The organism is Firmicutes bacterium HGW-Firmicutes-1 (assembly GCA_002841625.1).
Lineage (GTDB): Bacteria > Bacillota > Clostridia > Lachnospirales > Vallitaleaceae > HGW-1.
This window is the reverse complement of the sequence record PHAG01000009.1, coordinates 149,016-163,385: the sequence shown is the minus strand read 5'-3', so window position 1 is coordinate 163,385 and position 14,370 is coordinate 149,016. Positions and strand designations below refer to the sequence as shown.

Here is a 14,370-nt window from a genome sequence, read left to right as displayed (position 1 = left end):
CTATCACCTCCTTTTATGTACCTGAATGTTTCTTAATGTTTATATTGGAAGATGACTATGAAATTTAAGGATACTATATATTTATCACTGTTACAAAACCTCCGCATTTGATTAAAGGCTATCTTCTTTTACTTTTATAATGTATGAATTGATTACATCATTTTCAATTTTTATAATATGATTAAAACGATTCACAAACTGTAAGAGATAAATATTTGGTACTTCTGTATGAATACAACTAATGTTTTTTTTATATAAAGCATACCTAACTGAATTCAAATAAATAAAGTCCTGTAAAGCAATCAAGTCTTTACTTTCATTGAGATTAAAATAAGGGTTTGGTACCCAAATAAAATACTTCTCATTTGCTTTTTCTTTTAATATTTCTTCAAGCTTTTTTCGCCATGCAGATGCATCACTATACCAATCTGCGATAAATAAAGCACCATCAACCTTATGATCATCCCCATCTTTCTGATTGCAAAAATCCGCATTGATAATAGGTTCATAATGCTTTTTACTTGAAAATATAGAACTTTCAATTAATTTATCACGAGAAGTCTCATGAATATCTAATTGCCATTTTGATATAAACTTCATTTTATTATGCTGAATAATCTGATTGACATTCCACATGGAAGATCTAAATGATGCACTTCCAATGTGATAAATAAAGGAATTTCCAATTACCGCAATTTTATATCCTGCAATTCTAATTCTAAGACACCAATCGTCATCATCGTAATGACCTGGACCAAACCAAAAATCATTGCCTCCTACTTGTTCAATAACTTCTCGTTTGATTACCATGCAAGCACCAATAACTCTATTTGTTTCAATCGTATCGCCTTGATGATTCCTCATGAAAGCAATTGCATATTTATGAATGATATCTAAGTCTGTTTCATAGAATCCTACATCCTGCATACCAGAGGCATTAGATAAATATGGAGCTACAACTCCAATATCCGGTTCCTTTCTTAAATAATCTACCAAAGGCTTAAACCACCCTTGACTAAAGATTAAATCATTATTTAAAATGATTAAAATATTTCCTTCTGCTTTTGAAATACCATAGTTTATACCTACTGGATAACCCATGTTTTCCTCTAATCTAAATTGTTTAGTAGAAATATCCCTGAATTTACTATCTTTCATAAATTGAAAAACCTCTTGATCCCTAGAATCCGTAGATCCATTATCTACTAGAATTATTTCTATTCCTTCGGTAATTGTGGCTTTATTAAGAGATTTAATCAAAGTTTCTATCGTTTGTAATGTAAGTTCCCATTGGTTATATCTTAAAATGATAAAGCTATAATTTATTTTTTTGTCTATACTCATTGATAAAAATTTTTCTATACTCCTCATAATCAGTTAAATCTACAATGCCACAATGATGAATGCACCAGGGATTTCTTTGAAATGGGATTGCTACCTTATATCCCCTTTTTTTAAATTCAAAACATTGTGATATATCATAAAAATGCCAACCATCAAACAAGTCATCTCTAAAGCTTATATCGTACTGAGTAGCAAATAACAACCCATCTATCGCTTCTACTATAGTCATATTGTCAGAAGATGATTGAAAATCCAAAAGTTCCAATGTGCCAGTATGACTATCTACTACTTTTCCTTCTTTTTGATCTGATTCCCACCAAACTCCACTGGGCGGTATCGACTTCGTACCTATAACTCCAACAATACCCAATTGGTTGACTTTTTTAAATATTTCTAAAATATCTACAACAAAATCTTGATGAATGATCCATACGTCTTGATGTAGATATATTTTATACTTGGCATTTGACTTACACATCCCCTGATTATATCCACTTGTTAAAGATTTTGCTCCCCTAACAGCGATATATTCTAGCTCATAGCCATGAGGTATGTATAACTTTTTTATATATAATAATGATTGACGATACAAAGCTTCATCGTTTACACAAGTAATAAAACATAATTTATTTTGATTTTCTATACTAATATTTTCACCTTCTAATCTATACTATGAATTATTAGGATAATCTGTTCTTATCCACTTGGATAATACTCCCCTTCATTAAAACAACCCCGCTATTTTCATCATGATATCTTCACTTATACATTCTACGGAAAAATTTTCTCTTAAATCTCCTTCAGCAGCACAAATAATTTTATTTCTTAAATTTTCATTCTCAATTAATTTAATCATAGCAAAATACCAATCCTCCACTGTATTTGCAACCAATAATCCATTGTACTCGTTTTTAATACGATTCGTAAAGGGACTTACATTCGAATAGATACCCGCTGCCTTGATAGCACCATATTCTAAATACTTATTGAAGTATTTACATGCATTAAACTGTGAGTTAGGCAATGGTGCTAGTGCAATATCCCAATTTCTACAGTACATAAATTGCTTATATTTCTTATAATCTTTTATATAAGGGAAAAAGTCTACTGAATGCAGATCCATATAGTAAGGTTCAAAGCCAAAAATTTCAAATTTAACCTTTTTTGCGTATTCCTTTATCAACCTGTTAATTGGGTCATACAGAATATATTCAAAAAAACTTCTGTGTTGTACACCACCAGCATACCCAATTGTTATAGCGCCCTTCGTTACTTTTTTTGTTTCTTTTTTTGTTTCTCCGTCAGCATCGAGTAGTAAGGCGGGTGCTCCCGTAACGATTACATTCTCAAAAAAATCTAAATATCTTTCAGCAATTATTGGATTCGTTGTCCATAAACAATGGCTCTTTTCCATCATATTTCTAATATTATAAATGGTGCTTGGATTACTAAAATAATTTTGATTATACGTTTGTGAAGCATCTATACCTAGCAAATCATCGTCTAAATAATAAATCACATACTTACCAGCATGAATGGCTTTTTCCACCAATACCAATTCCCTAGTTTCAGCTCCTCTAATGCATATAACAATATCCGAAGAAATAATATCTGCTTCACTTATTTTTTCCGTATCTTTATATTGAAAATCCAATTCACCTTTTTGCTGTAATCTCTTTAATGGCTCAATGACTCCTACAATGGCTGATGGAATCATAGTAAAACAAAAGGCTAGTATCTTTCTCTTTGCTTTGTCATTTTTATAAGAAATCAAACTCATATATTTGACCTTCCCTTCATTCATCTCCTACTGTCATAATTCATTCTTTATAATGAATAAACTAATTTAAAAGGAAATAAATCATATGCGGATTATTTTTATTGAAAATGATCATCGTTTTATATTTGGTCTTCCTCTAGGTTTTAGAGATGCTGGACATTCCATTTTAGTTACAGGTACATTCCTTGAATCTAGACTTAATTTTTTATTTGCTTCCTTTAAACCTCACTTCGCAGTAGTCCTAGGTTGGAGTCTGATCCATACCAAATCCAATCTTGAGCTTATACATGAAGTAGCACATATTTATAATGTTCCCCTTGTCTATTGGGCAACTGAAGATCCTACCTTTACCACGCTTTTCTCCATTCCTCTAATCAAACTATTATCCCCAAATTGGGTTTTCACAGTATCTCCTTCCTCCGTACCTATATATCGGTCCTTTGGCTATGGAGCTTCCTTCTTGCCCTTTGGTTATCAACCCACTATATTTCACCCCAAATCAAGACGGAATATAAACAATCGATTGGTTGGATTAGTTGCAAATGCATATCCAAATGTTTTAGAATATGATACCACCCACTATAGAAAAAGCTCAATGAACATCCTATTAAGTCCCTTGCTTGACAAAGATGTTCAAGTAGATATATGGGGTGATAACTGGGATAAGATGACCCCTATCCTTGACAAGGAATTACCTTCAACTTGGTTACACGGATCAATACATTATTTAAAAACCAATGATGTCTATAATTCCTGTGACATAGTACTTGGCCTGCAGAATTATTCTGACGACGTAATAACTATGAGAACCTTTGAAATATTGGGTGCGGGTGGTTTTTTAATGACCTCCTATAACAAAGCACTAGAACATTTCTTAAATCACGGGAAGGATTTCATTATGGTAAATTCCTATGAAGATATGCTAGAGAAATACAATTTTTACATGGAAAACGAACCTGCTAAGGAATTGATACGTACAACAGGTTCGAAAAGCATCTCAATGCATAGCTATAAAGAAAGAGCACTTTATATCATTAGTGACTTAGAAAAAGAAAAAATTATCAGTTCCAATTTATAGGATTTGGTTTATCGCAGGTTTCCTTTGTCAGCATCATTTTAAGTAGTTGCTTGAACCTAGGTAATGCTACGTTTGTATTATATGAAAAATTAATATCTTTACGACTATTTGATAGTAAGTCTATTCGCAACTTATCGTCTACAATTAACCGTTCGATTGCAAGAAACCATTTCTCTTCTTCATTTTCAATCATTAATCCATTATATTCGTTGATGATAAATTCTTTGTTTGATTCATGATCCGTGTAAATACCTACCGCTCCCGCAGCAGTTGATTCCAGATACATATTTTGGCATTTGCTTTTATTGTACTTATTATTTTCAAGGGGGCACAACATTATGTCACAATACGCTTCTGCAATATCCTTACAATATTTCAAATAATCCGGTTCATAAGCTGATAAACTTACTCTATTACCATATTTATTAAAGGCTACTGGTAATTCTACGCCTTTTAAATACAAGTTTACCTCTTTGTATTTGTCCATTATTCTCTCTACTGCCTTAAATATTGGATCAAAATACTGCAACTCAAAATTCCTGTCTGTATATCCAATGCGGATATTTGTCGGATTATTCTTTTTTTTCCTTCTTTTGAAATAATCCAAATTAATATTTACAGGAAATAGTATGACTTGATTATTGTAATCTCTAACTCCCTGCCACAATAAATCGTTATAGATCACCACATAATCCATTGTTGAAATAAGTAAGATAAAATTATCATAGAACGAAGTGTCCATTTCTATATGATTTTCTTGTTGTGGATAAATTTCAGTATCACTGATCCAATTATCATCTAGTATGTATGCGGTCATAATGTCTTTCTTAAAACAATATTGAGCTGCCTTAACAGCTTGTTCGGTTCTACTCCTAACGAAAAAGATAAGGTCATAATTTTTAAGTTCAGAGATTTTTAAGGTACTTTCATTAAATTTTCTCCACGATATTATTTTAGATAACTTTTCAAAAAAACCAAGTAATGAGAACTGAATTTGAGATCTTTCATTCAAGTCACTGATTATTCCTATTTTATATAGTTTGTTTTCTCTTTCCTTAGCTGCTCTTATTTTTTTAGAAAAGGATTGATTTAATACTTTTTTTGTAATTCTTTTTTTATATGAAAACATGATACTCTCATTAAGTCCAAATCTAATGATTTCATCCATAGACTCCTTAAACTTTAAATTGCTATGTACATTACACAAGGCTACTCTCCCAATTATAGGCGCTGCATCAAACGCTTTCAGCCTACTAATTGCACTTACTCTCAACATAAATTCCCAATCCACAATTCTACACAAGGCGATGTCGGCATAAAACCCCTTAAGCTTTTCTACCAGCCCCCTACTTAATAAGCAATAACATAGGGGGATCATATTAGCACCTTGCACCCATGCCGGATTTGCTTCAAATTGACCAACATGATTTAGCTCCTTGGTAATCTCAAATTTAACCTGACCATATGCTCCATCAAAGCCCTCGTCTTCAATGATATTGTTTAAACGAAATAAAGAATCCTTTAGCCAATATACGCCTGTCCAAGTAAAACATATTTTTTTCCCTCTAGATATGTAACTCCCCACATTCCACATTAATCCTGGTCCCACAAAGTTCGTATTACTATCTACGATTACTATGTCCTGTCTATTAGAAATAATGTCCCCTAACAATACCAAATCCTTTAATCGAATACCATCTAGCATAATAATAATCTCGACTACAAAATCTATTGGTAGATATTCTTGCTTACATAATGCAGATAGTGTTAAAATCAATTCAACTTCGCTCATATCTTTATAGTGGTAAATTATAAATGATACATCAACATCTACATTTTTGTTACTCTCAAACCAAAATAAAGATTCGTTTTGTTGTTCATTCGCTTCTCTTGATTTAGCAAAATCAATGATAAATTCATGATCTCTTTGTACCAATTGATATAACGCCATCTTACTCCCTCCAAATTTTGTGTCTTATTACTAACTATTATATGGTCAAGCCTCAAACCAGGTTACAAACATGACTCATATTATGGCCTTTTCAAACCAAAAAGATGCTTCGTCAACTCTACCTTCATTTAAAAATGTTTCGCCTAGAAAACAGCATTCTTTTGCTTGCGGTATTCCTAGTTCAAATACCAAAAAACAATAATACCTACTTGTTTTTATATCTCCCATTAAATAATAAGCCAAATATCTCATTCGATAAGCTTCTATTTTTTTTCCTTCATTGCTTATATCATAATTAATAAATTCATTTAAGAAGTATATTGCTTCTTCATATACATTGTTCTGATATAGCTCATTTGCATACTCAAATACTTCTATCATATTATTGAACCCTCGTTTTAAATTGGTATTTTTTAATTGCCTACTGCCGCATACTTCATAATGCGCTACACACCGAAAAAATTGATACAGCTTTTCTATTGAATCACTCCAACTATATTTCTGAGCTGTAAGAAATCCATTCTTTATTAAAACATCTCTTAATTCGCCATCAAAGTATATTTTCAAAATCTTCAAAGTCATTTCTGTCATATTACCTTTTTCGTACAGTAATAAATTATATCCATCTACTCCATATTCCTTAACCCCTTCATTATCAGCACTTAAAACTGGGCAGCCCGAAGCCATTGCTTCAAGCACAGGTAGTGAAAAGCTTTCAAGATAGGATGCTGATATATATAAAATTGCACCTTTTAGTAGTGCAGAAATTTCATCTTGAGTAGGATTTATAATCACCTTTGTCACCATATCTTCAAGTTGATTATTTGGAGGATATGGAGTGATCCAATAAAGCTTTATGTCTCTATTAAATTCTTTTAATCTTTTAAAAACGATTATGATTTCCTCAATACCTTTAAAAGCAACATCATCTCTTCCCATCATCAACAGGTATTCTTCTTGATACGTTAAACCATCTTCTAATTTCTTATGATTAAATATATGCGTATCTATTGCATTTGGGATGATAACTGCTTCACGTTTAAAATACCGAGAAATCAATTTTGATGTCTTATTCGATACTGTCATAATAAACCTAGGCAGTTCAAATTGTTTCCGAACAAATGCTTTATGCTCATCCTCAAGTTTTTCATATTCAAATAGATGAGTATCTCCTTGTTCGAAATAAACTACAGGAGCAATTTCTGCTTCAATACATTCTTGTATGTGTGTATAATAGGTTGCAACAACAATGTGACATTTGGGAATTAACAAGGATATGCGAAGCTTTGAAGGAACCTTAATATAATTCGCCTTAAGTTGAAACCACTTTGGTCGTTCTCCATAAGATACAATCGTAACCACTACCCCTTTTTCAACTAATCTATTGGCTTGCTCATAAATTATTTTAGTTGCACCACAAATAGACGGATTACCAACTACATACACAATGTGTAATGTGACAATCTGTCTATTTGTTTTCAATAGTTTTTGTTCATAGGCATCTATTAATCTTGAAAGTCTTTGTTCATACTCAAATTTAGAAATAGCACTCATCTTTTATTTACCTATTATAGATCTGCAAAGAATTTTTGGTTGAATAGTATACTTTCGTGATTCTTATTATATTTTATTGCCTCTTCATTATGTTTCTTTGCTTTTTGCACATCCCCTAATTTGTAATGACACATACACAATTGTAAATGCGGTAACCAAGAACTACAGGAAGGATTATTAAAAGCGGTTGGATTTTCGTCTTGACCAGCTGTAAGTGCAAGACTATACCAATAAATAGCTTGTTCAATCTTATTTTCTTCAAAATAGTTACTCCCCATTTGGCAACATACTTCAGGCCGTGGCTTTGCATATTCAAATGTTTTGTAACAATAATTTCGACTGTGATCAAATAAGCCAACCCAGGTATAATACCTTGCAATTTTCAAACATGCAGTTATTTTTTCCTCAATCCATCCGTCTTCACAATCAAGAAAATCCAAAAAATAATCTATTGCTTTCTCATAATCCTCATGATCATATAATTCTTTCCCATAGTAATAAATATCTCTAGTACTCAGCTTCAAACCTTTCTGTAGTAGATCCTCATATATTTTAAGATTTCTATTGCTTAACGGTTTGGTTCTTTTATGAGTAATACAAATAGTAGTATCCAATGTGTTTTCATGAATATCTAAGTATTCATGGACAGCACCGTACCATAAAAAACCTTTTTCTCTTTTAACCAGTCGGTTTCTTCTAAAGCTTAACAACACATTATCATTTTCATCTACTTCATAATGATATATCATTGAATAGGCATCTATCTCGCCGCTTAACCTTTGTTTTAATTCAATCAGTTTTTCAAGTTCTTTGGGGAGTAAAACGTCATCCGCATCTAACCATAAAATATAATCCTTTGTTGCCTTTGAAAAGCAAAAGTTTCTTGCCTTTGCAAAATCATCTTCCCAAGAAAAAAGATAGATTTTGGCACCATGCTTTTTTGCTATTTTTATCGTTTTATCCTTAGATCCAGTATCGACAACTATAATTTCATCTAAGACATCCTTAATTGAAGATAAACACCTATCAAGTACCTTCTCCTCATCTTTAACAATCATACACAAACTAATAGTCATTAATATAAAGTCTCCAAAACGATTACTTAATACTAATGTATGCTAGCTTCAAGTTGTATTATATTAATTGTTTGAAGAACCAACTGGCATTTTTTATATACCAATTTATAGTACTTTTTAACCCAACGCTAAAGTTAATCTCTGATTTAAACCCTAATTCTTCTTTTATCTTACTTGCATCAATCGCATAACGATAGTCATGTCCTAATCTATCCTCTACATGTTGAATTAAGCTTTCATTTTTACTCATTATATGAAGAATATTTTTTACGATTGTTAAATTGTCTATTTCATTATTCCCTCCGATATTGTACACCTCACCAATTTTACCATTATGAAGCACAAGATCAATTCCCCTACAATGATCTTCAACGTGTATCCAATCCCGGATATTTAAACCATTCCCGTAAATTGGTATCGCGTCTTCATTCATTGCTTTTAATATAACCAATGGCATTAGCTTTTCTGGATATTGATTTGGTCCATAGTTATTAGAGCATCTAGTTATATTTACCGGAAACTTATAGGTTTTATAGTATGCTAAGGTTAATAAATCTGCAGCTGCTTTACTCGCTGAATAAGGGTTATTAGGACATAAAGGGGTTTTTTCCGTAAAAAATCCCTCGTCTGAAAGACTTCCGTATACCTCATCTGTTGATACTTGTAGATATTTTTTTACTCCATATTTTTTTGATAATCCTAATAGCGTTTGAACTCCAAGTACATTCGTAACAACAAAACTTTCACTATCCTGAATACTCCTATCAACATGCGTTTCAGCTGCAAAGTTAATGACATAGTCGATTCCTCTCATAAAAATGATCTCAATTCTTTGCGTATCCGCAATATGACCTTTCACAAAACTATAATTGGGATTGCTTTGAATATCACTCAGATTTTTCAAATTGCCTGCATAGGTTAAAGCATCATAGTTTATTATTTTATACCCTGGGTACTTTTCAAGAATATAATGAATAAAATTACTCCCAATAAAACCCGCCCCACCAGTAATTAATATTGTTTTCACTTCAACACCTCCTTTTTTACATTGAATAAGCTTAGTAGATATTTTCCATAATCTGCATTTCTCAGTCCATCTGCTAGTGCAATCAATTCATACTCATTGATATACCCTTTAGAAAAAGCAATTTCTTCTATGCAACCAATATATTTGTTCTTTTCATTTTGATATTTATGAATATACTTTGAAGCCTCTAATAGTCCAGAACAACTGCCTGTATCAAACCATTTTATACTCTCATCAAGTAATTTCACCTTTAATTGTTGTCGTTTCATATAAGTAAGATTCACATCAGTAATCTCCAACTCACCTCTGTCTGATGCTTTTATGTTTTTTGCAATTTCAATCACATGATTATTATAAAAGTATAAACCTGGCACAGCATAATGTGACTTAGGAAGAACTGGCTTTTCCTCAATGGATTTTACATTGTTATGTACATCAAATTCTACTACACCGAACTCAGATGGATTGGTAACCGGATAAGCAAAAATCAATGCTGTATTCTTTTCTTTATGTATTCCATCAAGAATTCGATTTAATTCTTCTCCGCAAAACACATTATCTCCTAGTATAAGTGCAACTTCACTGTTTCGAATAAAAGTTTCTCCAACAATAAATGCATCTGCTAAGCCTCTGGGTTGTTCTTGGATTTTATAACTAAAATCCATTCCAAGTTGGGAGCCATCCCCTAGAAGGATTTGGTAATTAACGATGTCTTTTGGGGTTGAAATAATGAGTATTTTTCTTATATTAGCCATCATAAGTACGGATAACGGGTAATATATCATGGGCTTGTCGTAAATAGGAAGTAGTTGTTTTGATACTACCTTTGTCATAGGAAAGAGTCTTGTCCCATATCCCCCTGCTAAAATAATTCCTTTCATATTCCACCTCCCTTACTTTATGTTTAGAGAGAATTGTAGCCTTGTCCGAAAACTGAATTTGCGGTTCTCTCAGATAATATATATTATGTTTTAAAAATGAAATTGTGCGAAATAAAAAAAGAACCGTCAGGTATAGAGGATTCTATACAGCTAACAGTCCTTTTCAGTATCAAAAATAAAACTATATTAATTTCTTACATCATTATACATGATTCTTATTTTAGTTCGATCATTTATTTTTAATATTCAATGCCTTCGCGTGCTAATATACCTTTTTCATAAGGGTGCTTGATAGCCTTGATCTCTGAAATATAATCTGCAATTTCATTTAGTCCATCAGGGAGTTTTCTTCCTGTTAAAATTAATTCCATATTATGTGGTTTGCATTTAATAAATGTTATTAAATTTTCTTCGCTAAATATATTATTTTCTATCACGCCTAAAATTTCGTCGAGAATGAGGACGTCACATTCTTTCGTATCGAATATTTTTTTTGCAAATTTCATCGCATTTTCAATTTCCATTTTTAGCTCTTCCAGTTCTGTAAAAGTTAAATTCTTATAAAAACCTCTTTCTTTTTCAAATCTAAATACCTTGAAATCAGGTTCAAGTTTAGCAAGAGTTTTTAACTCCCCTGAGGGTCCACCTTTTAAAAATTGTATCATAATGACCTTAAATCCTCTTCCTGTTGACCGAATGCCTTGTCCTATGGCAGAAGTTGTCTTCCCCTTCCCGTATCCACAATATACATGTACCAATCCAAGCTCCATACTCAATCTCCTTTACAAAAGTTCCTAAGCCTAACTCTAAGCTTATCAACCAAAAAAGTCAATCTTTTGTAATGAATATTTAAAAACAAAGTACATTTCATATATTATTATCTCGAGAATTGCATATTCTTATTATGCAACTCTCATTGTCTATGTAAATACATCATTTATCTTCCTGCTCAATTTTAGAAATAGAAACCTCATAGGCTACTTTATGTACGTATTGTTCATCACCAACTCTTTTTTGATAGCTTCTACTTTGTATTCTTCCCCATATCCTCATTTTGTTTCCCACCTTAAATTCGCTGGCATATTTAGCATTTCTTCCCCAGCAAATACATGGAATATAATCAGATTTATTATAAGGTCTGTTGACTGCTAATAAAACATCAGTTATTTCTCTCCCAAAAGGAGTCGTTCTATATAAAGGTGGCTTACATATGTACCCATCTAAAAAAATAAAATTTGGGTTTTTAACGATTTCTTCATCTCCGACTAAGGTTAGTTCTCTTGCAAAAACAGTTAACACCAATCTGTTTTTACCTTCCAGATGTCTATTATAGGAACGAAACTGTCCTGTAACATCTACAATTTCACCAATATGATCGCTATGAATATCTATGAGCCTTTCAGAAACAGTTATAGGTATGACATCTTCATTTTCGCTTAGCCTTGGTACCAATACATAAAAGTTGTAGAAACCCTCTCCGTAAACCTCATGGCTAAATTCAAAGCCTGAGTGAACCTCTCCAATAATATTTACCTGATTGTTTCTAATAATATTTTCATCCATTAAATCTGCCCTCCACCATACCTTTTCATTAAGTCTATAACTATTTTTATTCTTATAGACTATTATTTAGAAGCATATTTCAAATTCTTTTTCTTAAGCCCTCTAATTAGAAATAGTGGTATATTGAGAGGTGTTATATTCTTTACTTAGAAGCAGTGTGGTAAACGCAAATATTCCATTCAATGTATCTCCTCTTGAAAAAAGAGCACCTTTCATAACGAATTCTTGTGGTTCAATTATTTGACTTGATAAATCAATTTCTCTCTGAATACAAAATACAATTTCTTCATCTTCAACACTTGATACTGTAACACTGGCCTTCTTATTGAAGCCTACGGTAATAACCTTGTAACCCTCATAAGCAGATAAATCAAATTTAGCATGTAAATCAATATTAATGATTAAATATTTTAGATTTATATTTGAATCATCATAGTAAGTAATATCAATAAGATTACTGCCTATCGATTTTATTTCCCATTTTGATTTCATAGTCTCTTGCAGCTCCTCCAGTAACATGAAAAGACTGTTATTATCATCACTTCCAACCAGCACCATTTTATTCATATATAATACCTCCTATTATTCTCACCCTAGATTGTTCATATGCTCTATTTTTCCTCATTACCTTGTAAATATTCTATGCAACTTCAATATTTTATTTCATGAAGATTTAGAGTATAATAATGGCAGTACCCTATAAGGAGAATCCTAATGTCAAAAAATCATTCAAATCAACATTTAATTATTATCAGTCTAGATGCCTTAAACATGCAAGACTTTGAAGTTATTAAGACCTTACCAAACTTTAAATCCTTTCTTGAAGAAGGCTCTTACGTAAAGGAAGTTCGTAGTGTTTATCCAACTGTGACTTATACCTGTCATACTTCAATTATTACTGGTGTATATCCTGGCAAGCATGGTATTTATGCAAATGAAAAAATACAACCCGAAAGATACAAAGCACAAGATTGGTATTGGTTTGAAAAAGACATTAAGGTTCCTACACTATTTGACTATACAAATAAAGCAGGGCTTATTTCCGCGAACGTTTTATGGCCGGTTATGGCTGCTGCTCCAATCACATATAACTGTCCAGAAATTTGGTCAGAAACAGGAGAAAGCTATGTATCCTTATATTTAAAGTTTGCTAGTAAAAATACACTTCCAATTATTGCTATGAATGCTTCAAAGTCTAAAGGTAAAAAGCAACCATTTCTAGATAATTTTGTTGAAGGTGTTGCAACACAAATGATTTTGAAAAAGAAACCTCATTTGCTTTGTATGCATTTTATTGAACTAGATCACGAGCGACATGTACAAGGACTTCATGCGCCTAGTATAAAAACTATTCTTGAACGACTAGATGGTAGAATAGGAAACATTATTGAAGCTACAAAAAAAGCTGGAACATATGAAAATACTACATTCATTTTGCTTGGCGATCATGGTTGTTCAGAATTTAATGATGTAGTATATTTGAACACTTATTTCGAAAAAGAAGGATTTCTTTCAACAGATAAGAACAAAGACATCACTTCCTGGAATGCTTATGCGAATTCTTGCGGCGGCAGTGTACAAATTCACATTAATAAGCAATGTGATGAAATAACTCGCGCTAATATTTCTGAATCAATAGATAAACTTGCAGTTATGCCAAATACATTTGTGAAAAAACTCTATTCAAAAAAAGAGGTTTTAGAAAAACATCAGTTATTAGGTGACTTTGATTTTATGATTGAACCAAGAGATGGCTTTGTGTTTAGAAATGATATTGCAGATACAATGATAAAGAATCGTACCACTATCGATAATTGTTTTAAATCTGATCATGGACAAGATCCTAACCATAAGGATTTAAAGACATTGTTATTTGCAAAAGGTAATAGAATAAAACGGGGTGTTTGTTTGGATTCAGCTTGTATCATTGATGAAGGACCAACCTTTGCAAGGATATTGGGATTAAAAATGGAGAATGTTGATGGACGTGTACTTGAGGAGTTCATAAATTAAAAAAATTATATCGACATAAATAGACCCTTTTTGCAGGGTCTATTATTATACTAAAGACAATCATTTTAATCATTCTTTTTTCACCAACCATATTTCTCAAGAG

The 14,370-nt window shown here is 32.0% G+C and carries 13 protein-coding genes; 2 read left to right on the top strand and 11 right to left on the bottom strand.

Translation table 11 applies throughout. From position 1 onward, the window contains the following. Positions 1-111 precede the first annotated feature (111 nt). The 3 genes from CVU84_11800 to CVU84_11790 all read right to left on the bottom strand — a co-directional run bounded on the left by CVU84_11800 (position 112) and on the right by CVU84_11790 (position 3,124). Positions 112-1,371: a hypothetical protein gene (locus tag CVU84_11800; GenBank protein ID PKM94138.1), complete on the bottom strand. Its 1,260-nt coding sequence runs from the start codon at positions 1,369-1,371 to the stop codon at positions 112-114. Next, entirely contained in the window at positions 1,316-1,987 is a 672-nt protein-coding gene (locus CVU84_11795) for a hypothetical protein (protein ID PKM94137.1), read from the bottom strand. Before CVU84_11795 ends, CVU84_11800 begins: the two co-directional genes overlap by 56 nt. Before the next feature lie 81 nt (positions 1,988-2,068). Then, entirely contained in the window at positions 2,069-3,124 is a 1,056-nt protein-coding gene (locus CVU84_11790; GenBank protein ID PKM94136.1) for a hypothetical protein, read from the bottom strand. 85 nt (positions 3,125-3,209) lie between these two features. Here CVU84_11790 and CVU84_11785 point away from each other — a divergent pair, with 85 nt between their 5' ends. Continuing rightward, the gene (locus CVU84_11785; protein PKM94135.1) at positions 3,210-4,202 is read left to right on the top strand and encodes a hypothetical protein; all 993 of its coding nucleotides are present in this window, start codon (positions 3,210-3,212) and stop codon (positions 4,200-4,202) included. Here the strand turns inward: CVU84_11785 and CVU84_11780 are convergent. The 8 genes from CVU84_11780 to CVU84_11745 form a co-directional block, all read right to left on the bottom strand. Further along, positions 4,186-6,153 (bottom strand): hypothetical protein, encoded by a 1,968-nt coding sequence (locus tag CVU84_11780; GenBank protein ID PKM94134.1) that lies wholly within the window; start codon positions 6,151-6,153, stop codon positions 4,186-4,188. The genes CVU84_11785 and CVU84_11780 overlap by 17 nt on opposite strands. A gap of 75 nt (positions 6,154-6,228) precedes the next feature. Further along, entirely contained in the window at positions 6,229-7,707 is a 1,479-nt protein-coding gene (locus CVU84_11775) for a hypothetical protein (GenBank protein PKM94133.1), read from the bottom strand. A 14-nt stretch (positions 7,708-7,721) separates the two neighbouring features. After that, entirely contained in the window at positions 7,722-8,783 is a 1,062-nt protein-coding gene (locus CVU84_11770) for a glycosyl transferase (GenBank protein PKM94132.1), read from the bottom strand. A gap of 58 nt (positions 8,784-8,841) precedes the next feature. Then, a complete protein-coding gene (gene rfbB / locus CVU84_11765) occupies positions 8,842-9,810 on the bottom strand; it encodes a dTDP-glucose 4,6-dehydratase (protein PKM94131.1) in 969 nt (322 codons plus the stop codon). Continuing rightward, positions 9,807-10,691, bottom strand: coding sequence for a glucose-1-phosphate thymidylyltransferase (gene rfbA, locus CVU84_11760; GenBank protein PKM94130.1), 885 nt, complete (start codon positions 10,689-10,691; stop codon positions 9,807-9,809). The genes rfbB and rfbA overlap by 4 nt, the downstream gene beginning before the upstream one ends. A gap of 239 nt (positions 10,692-10,930) precedes the next feature. Then, positions 10,931-11,461 (bottom strand): cob(I)yrinic acid a,c-diamide adenosyltransferase, encoded by a 531-nt coding sequence (locus CVU84_11755; protein PKM94129.1) that lies wholly within the window; start codon positions 11,459-11,461, stop codon positions 10,931-10,933. A 163-nt stretch (positions 11,462-11,624) separates the two neighbouring features. Continuing rightward, entirely contained in the window at positions 11,625-12,254 is a 630-nt protein-coding gene (locus CVU84_11750) for a single-stranded DNA-binding protein (protein ID PKM94128.1), read from the bottom strand. A 102-nt stretch (positions 12,255-12,356) separates the two neighbouring features. After that, entirely contained in the window at positions 12,357-12,821 is a 465-nt protein-coding gene (locus CVU84_11745) for a hypothetical protein (protein PKM94127.1), read from the bottom strand. A gap of 147 nt (positions 12,822-12,968) precedes the next feature. Here CVU84_11745 and CVU84_11740 point away from each other — a divergent pair, with 147 nt between their 5' ends. Continuing rightward, positions 12,969-14,267, top strand: coding sequence for an alkaline phosphatase family protein (locus CVU84_11740; GenBank protein PKM94126.1), 1,299 nt, complete (start codon positions 12,969-12,971; stop codon positions 14,265-14,267). The last annotated feature ends 103 nt before the right edge of the window (positions 14,268-14,370 follow it).

Bases quoted from the DNA above. Each gene is read 5' to 3' on its own strand.
- CVU84_11800 (PKM94138.1), bottom strand. From the start codon at position 1,371: ATGAGGAGTATAGAAAAATTTTTATCAATGAGTATAGACAAAAAAATA.
- CVU84_11790 (PKM94136.1), bottom strand. From the start codon at position 3,124: ATGAGTTTGATTTCTTATAAAAATGACAAAGCAAAGAGAAAGATACTA.
- CVU84_11785 (PKM94135.1), top strand. From the start codon at position 3,210: ATGCGGATTATTTTTATTGAAAATGATCATCGTTTTATATTTGGTCTT.
- CVU84_11780 (PKM94134.1), bottom strand. From the start codon at position 6,153: ATGGCGTTATATCAATTGGTACAAAGAGATCATGAATTTATCATTGAT.
- CVU84_11775 (PKM94133.1), bottom strand. From the start codon at position 7,707: ATGAGTGCTATTTCTAAATTTGAGTATGAACAAAGACTTTCAAGATTA.
- CVU84_11770 (PKM94132.1), bottom strand. From the start codon at position 8,783: ATGACTATTAGTTTGTGTATGATTGTTAAAGATGAGGAGAAGGTACTT.
- rfbA (PKM94130.1), bottom strand. From the start codon at position 10,691: ATGAAAGGAATTATTTTAGCAGGGGGATATGGGACAAGACTCTTTCCT.
- CVU84_11755 (PKM94129.1), bottom strand. From the start codon at position 11,461: ATGGAGCTTGGATTGGTACATGTATATTGTGGATACGGGAAGGGGAAG.
- CVU84_11750 (PKM94128.1), bottom strand. From the start codon at position 12,254: ATGGATGAAAATATTATTAGAAACAATCAGGTAAATATTATTGGAGAG.
- CVU84_11745 (PKM94127.1), bottom strand. From the start codon at position 12,821: ATGAATAAAATGGTGCTGGTTGGAAGTGATGATAATAACAGTCTTTTC.
- CVU84_11740 (PKM94126.1), top strand. From the start codon at position 12,969: ATGTCAAAAAATCATTCAAATCAACATTTAATTATTATCAGTCTAGAT.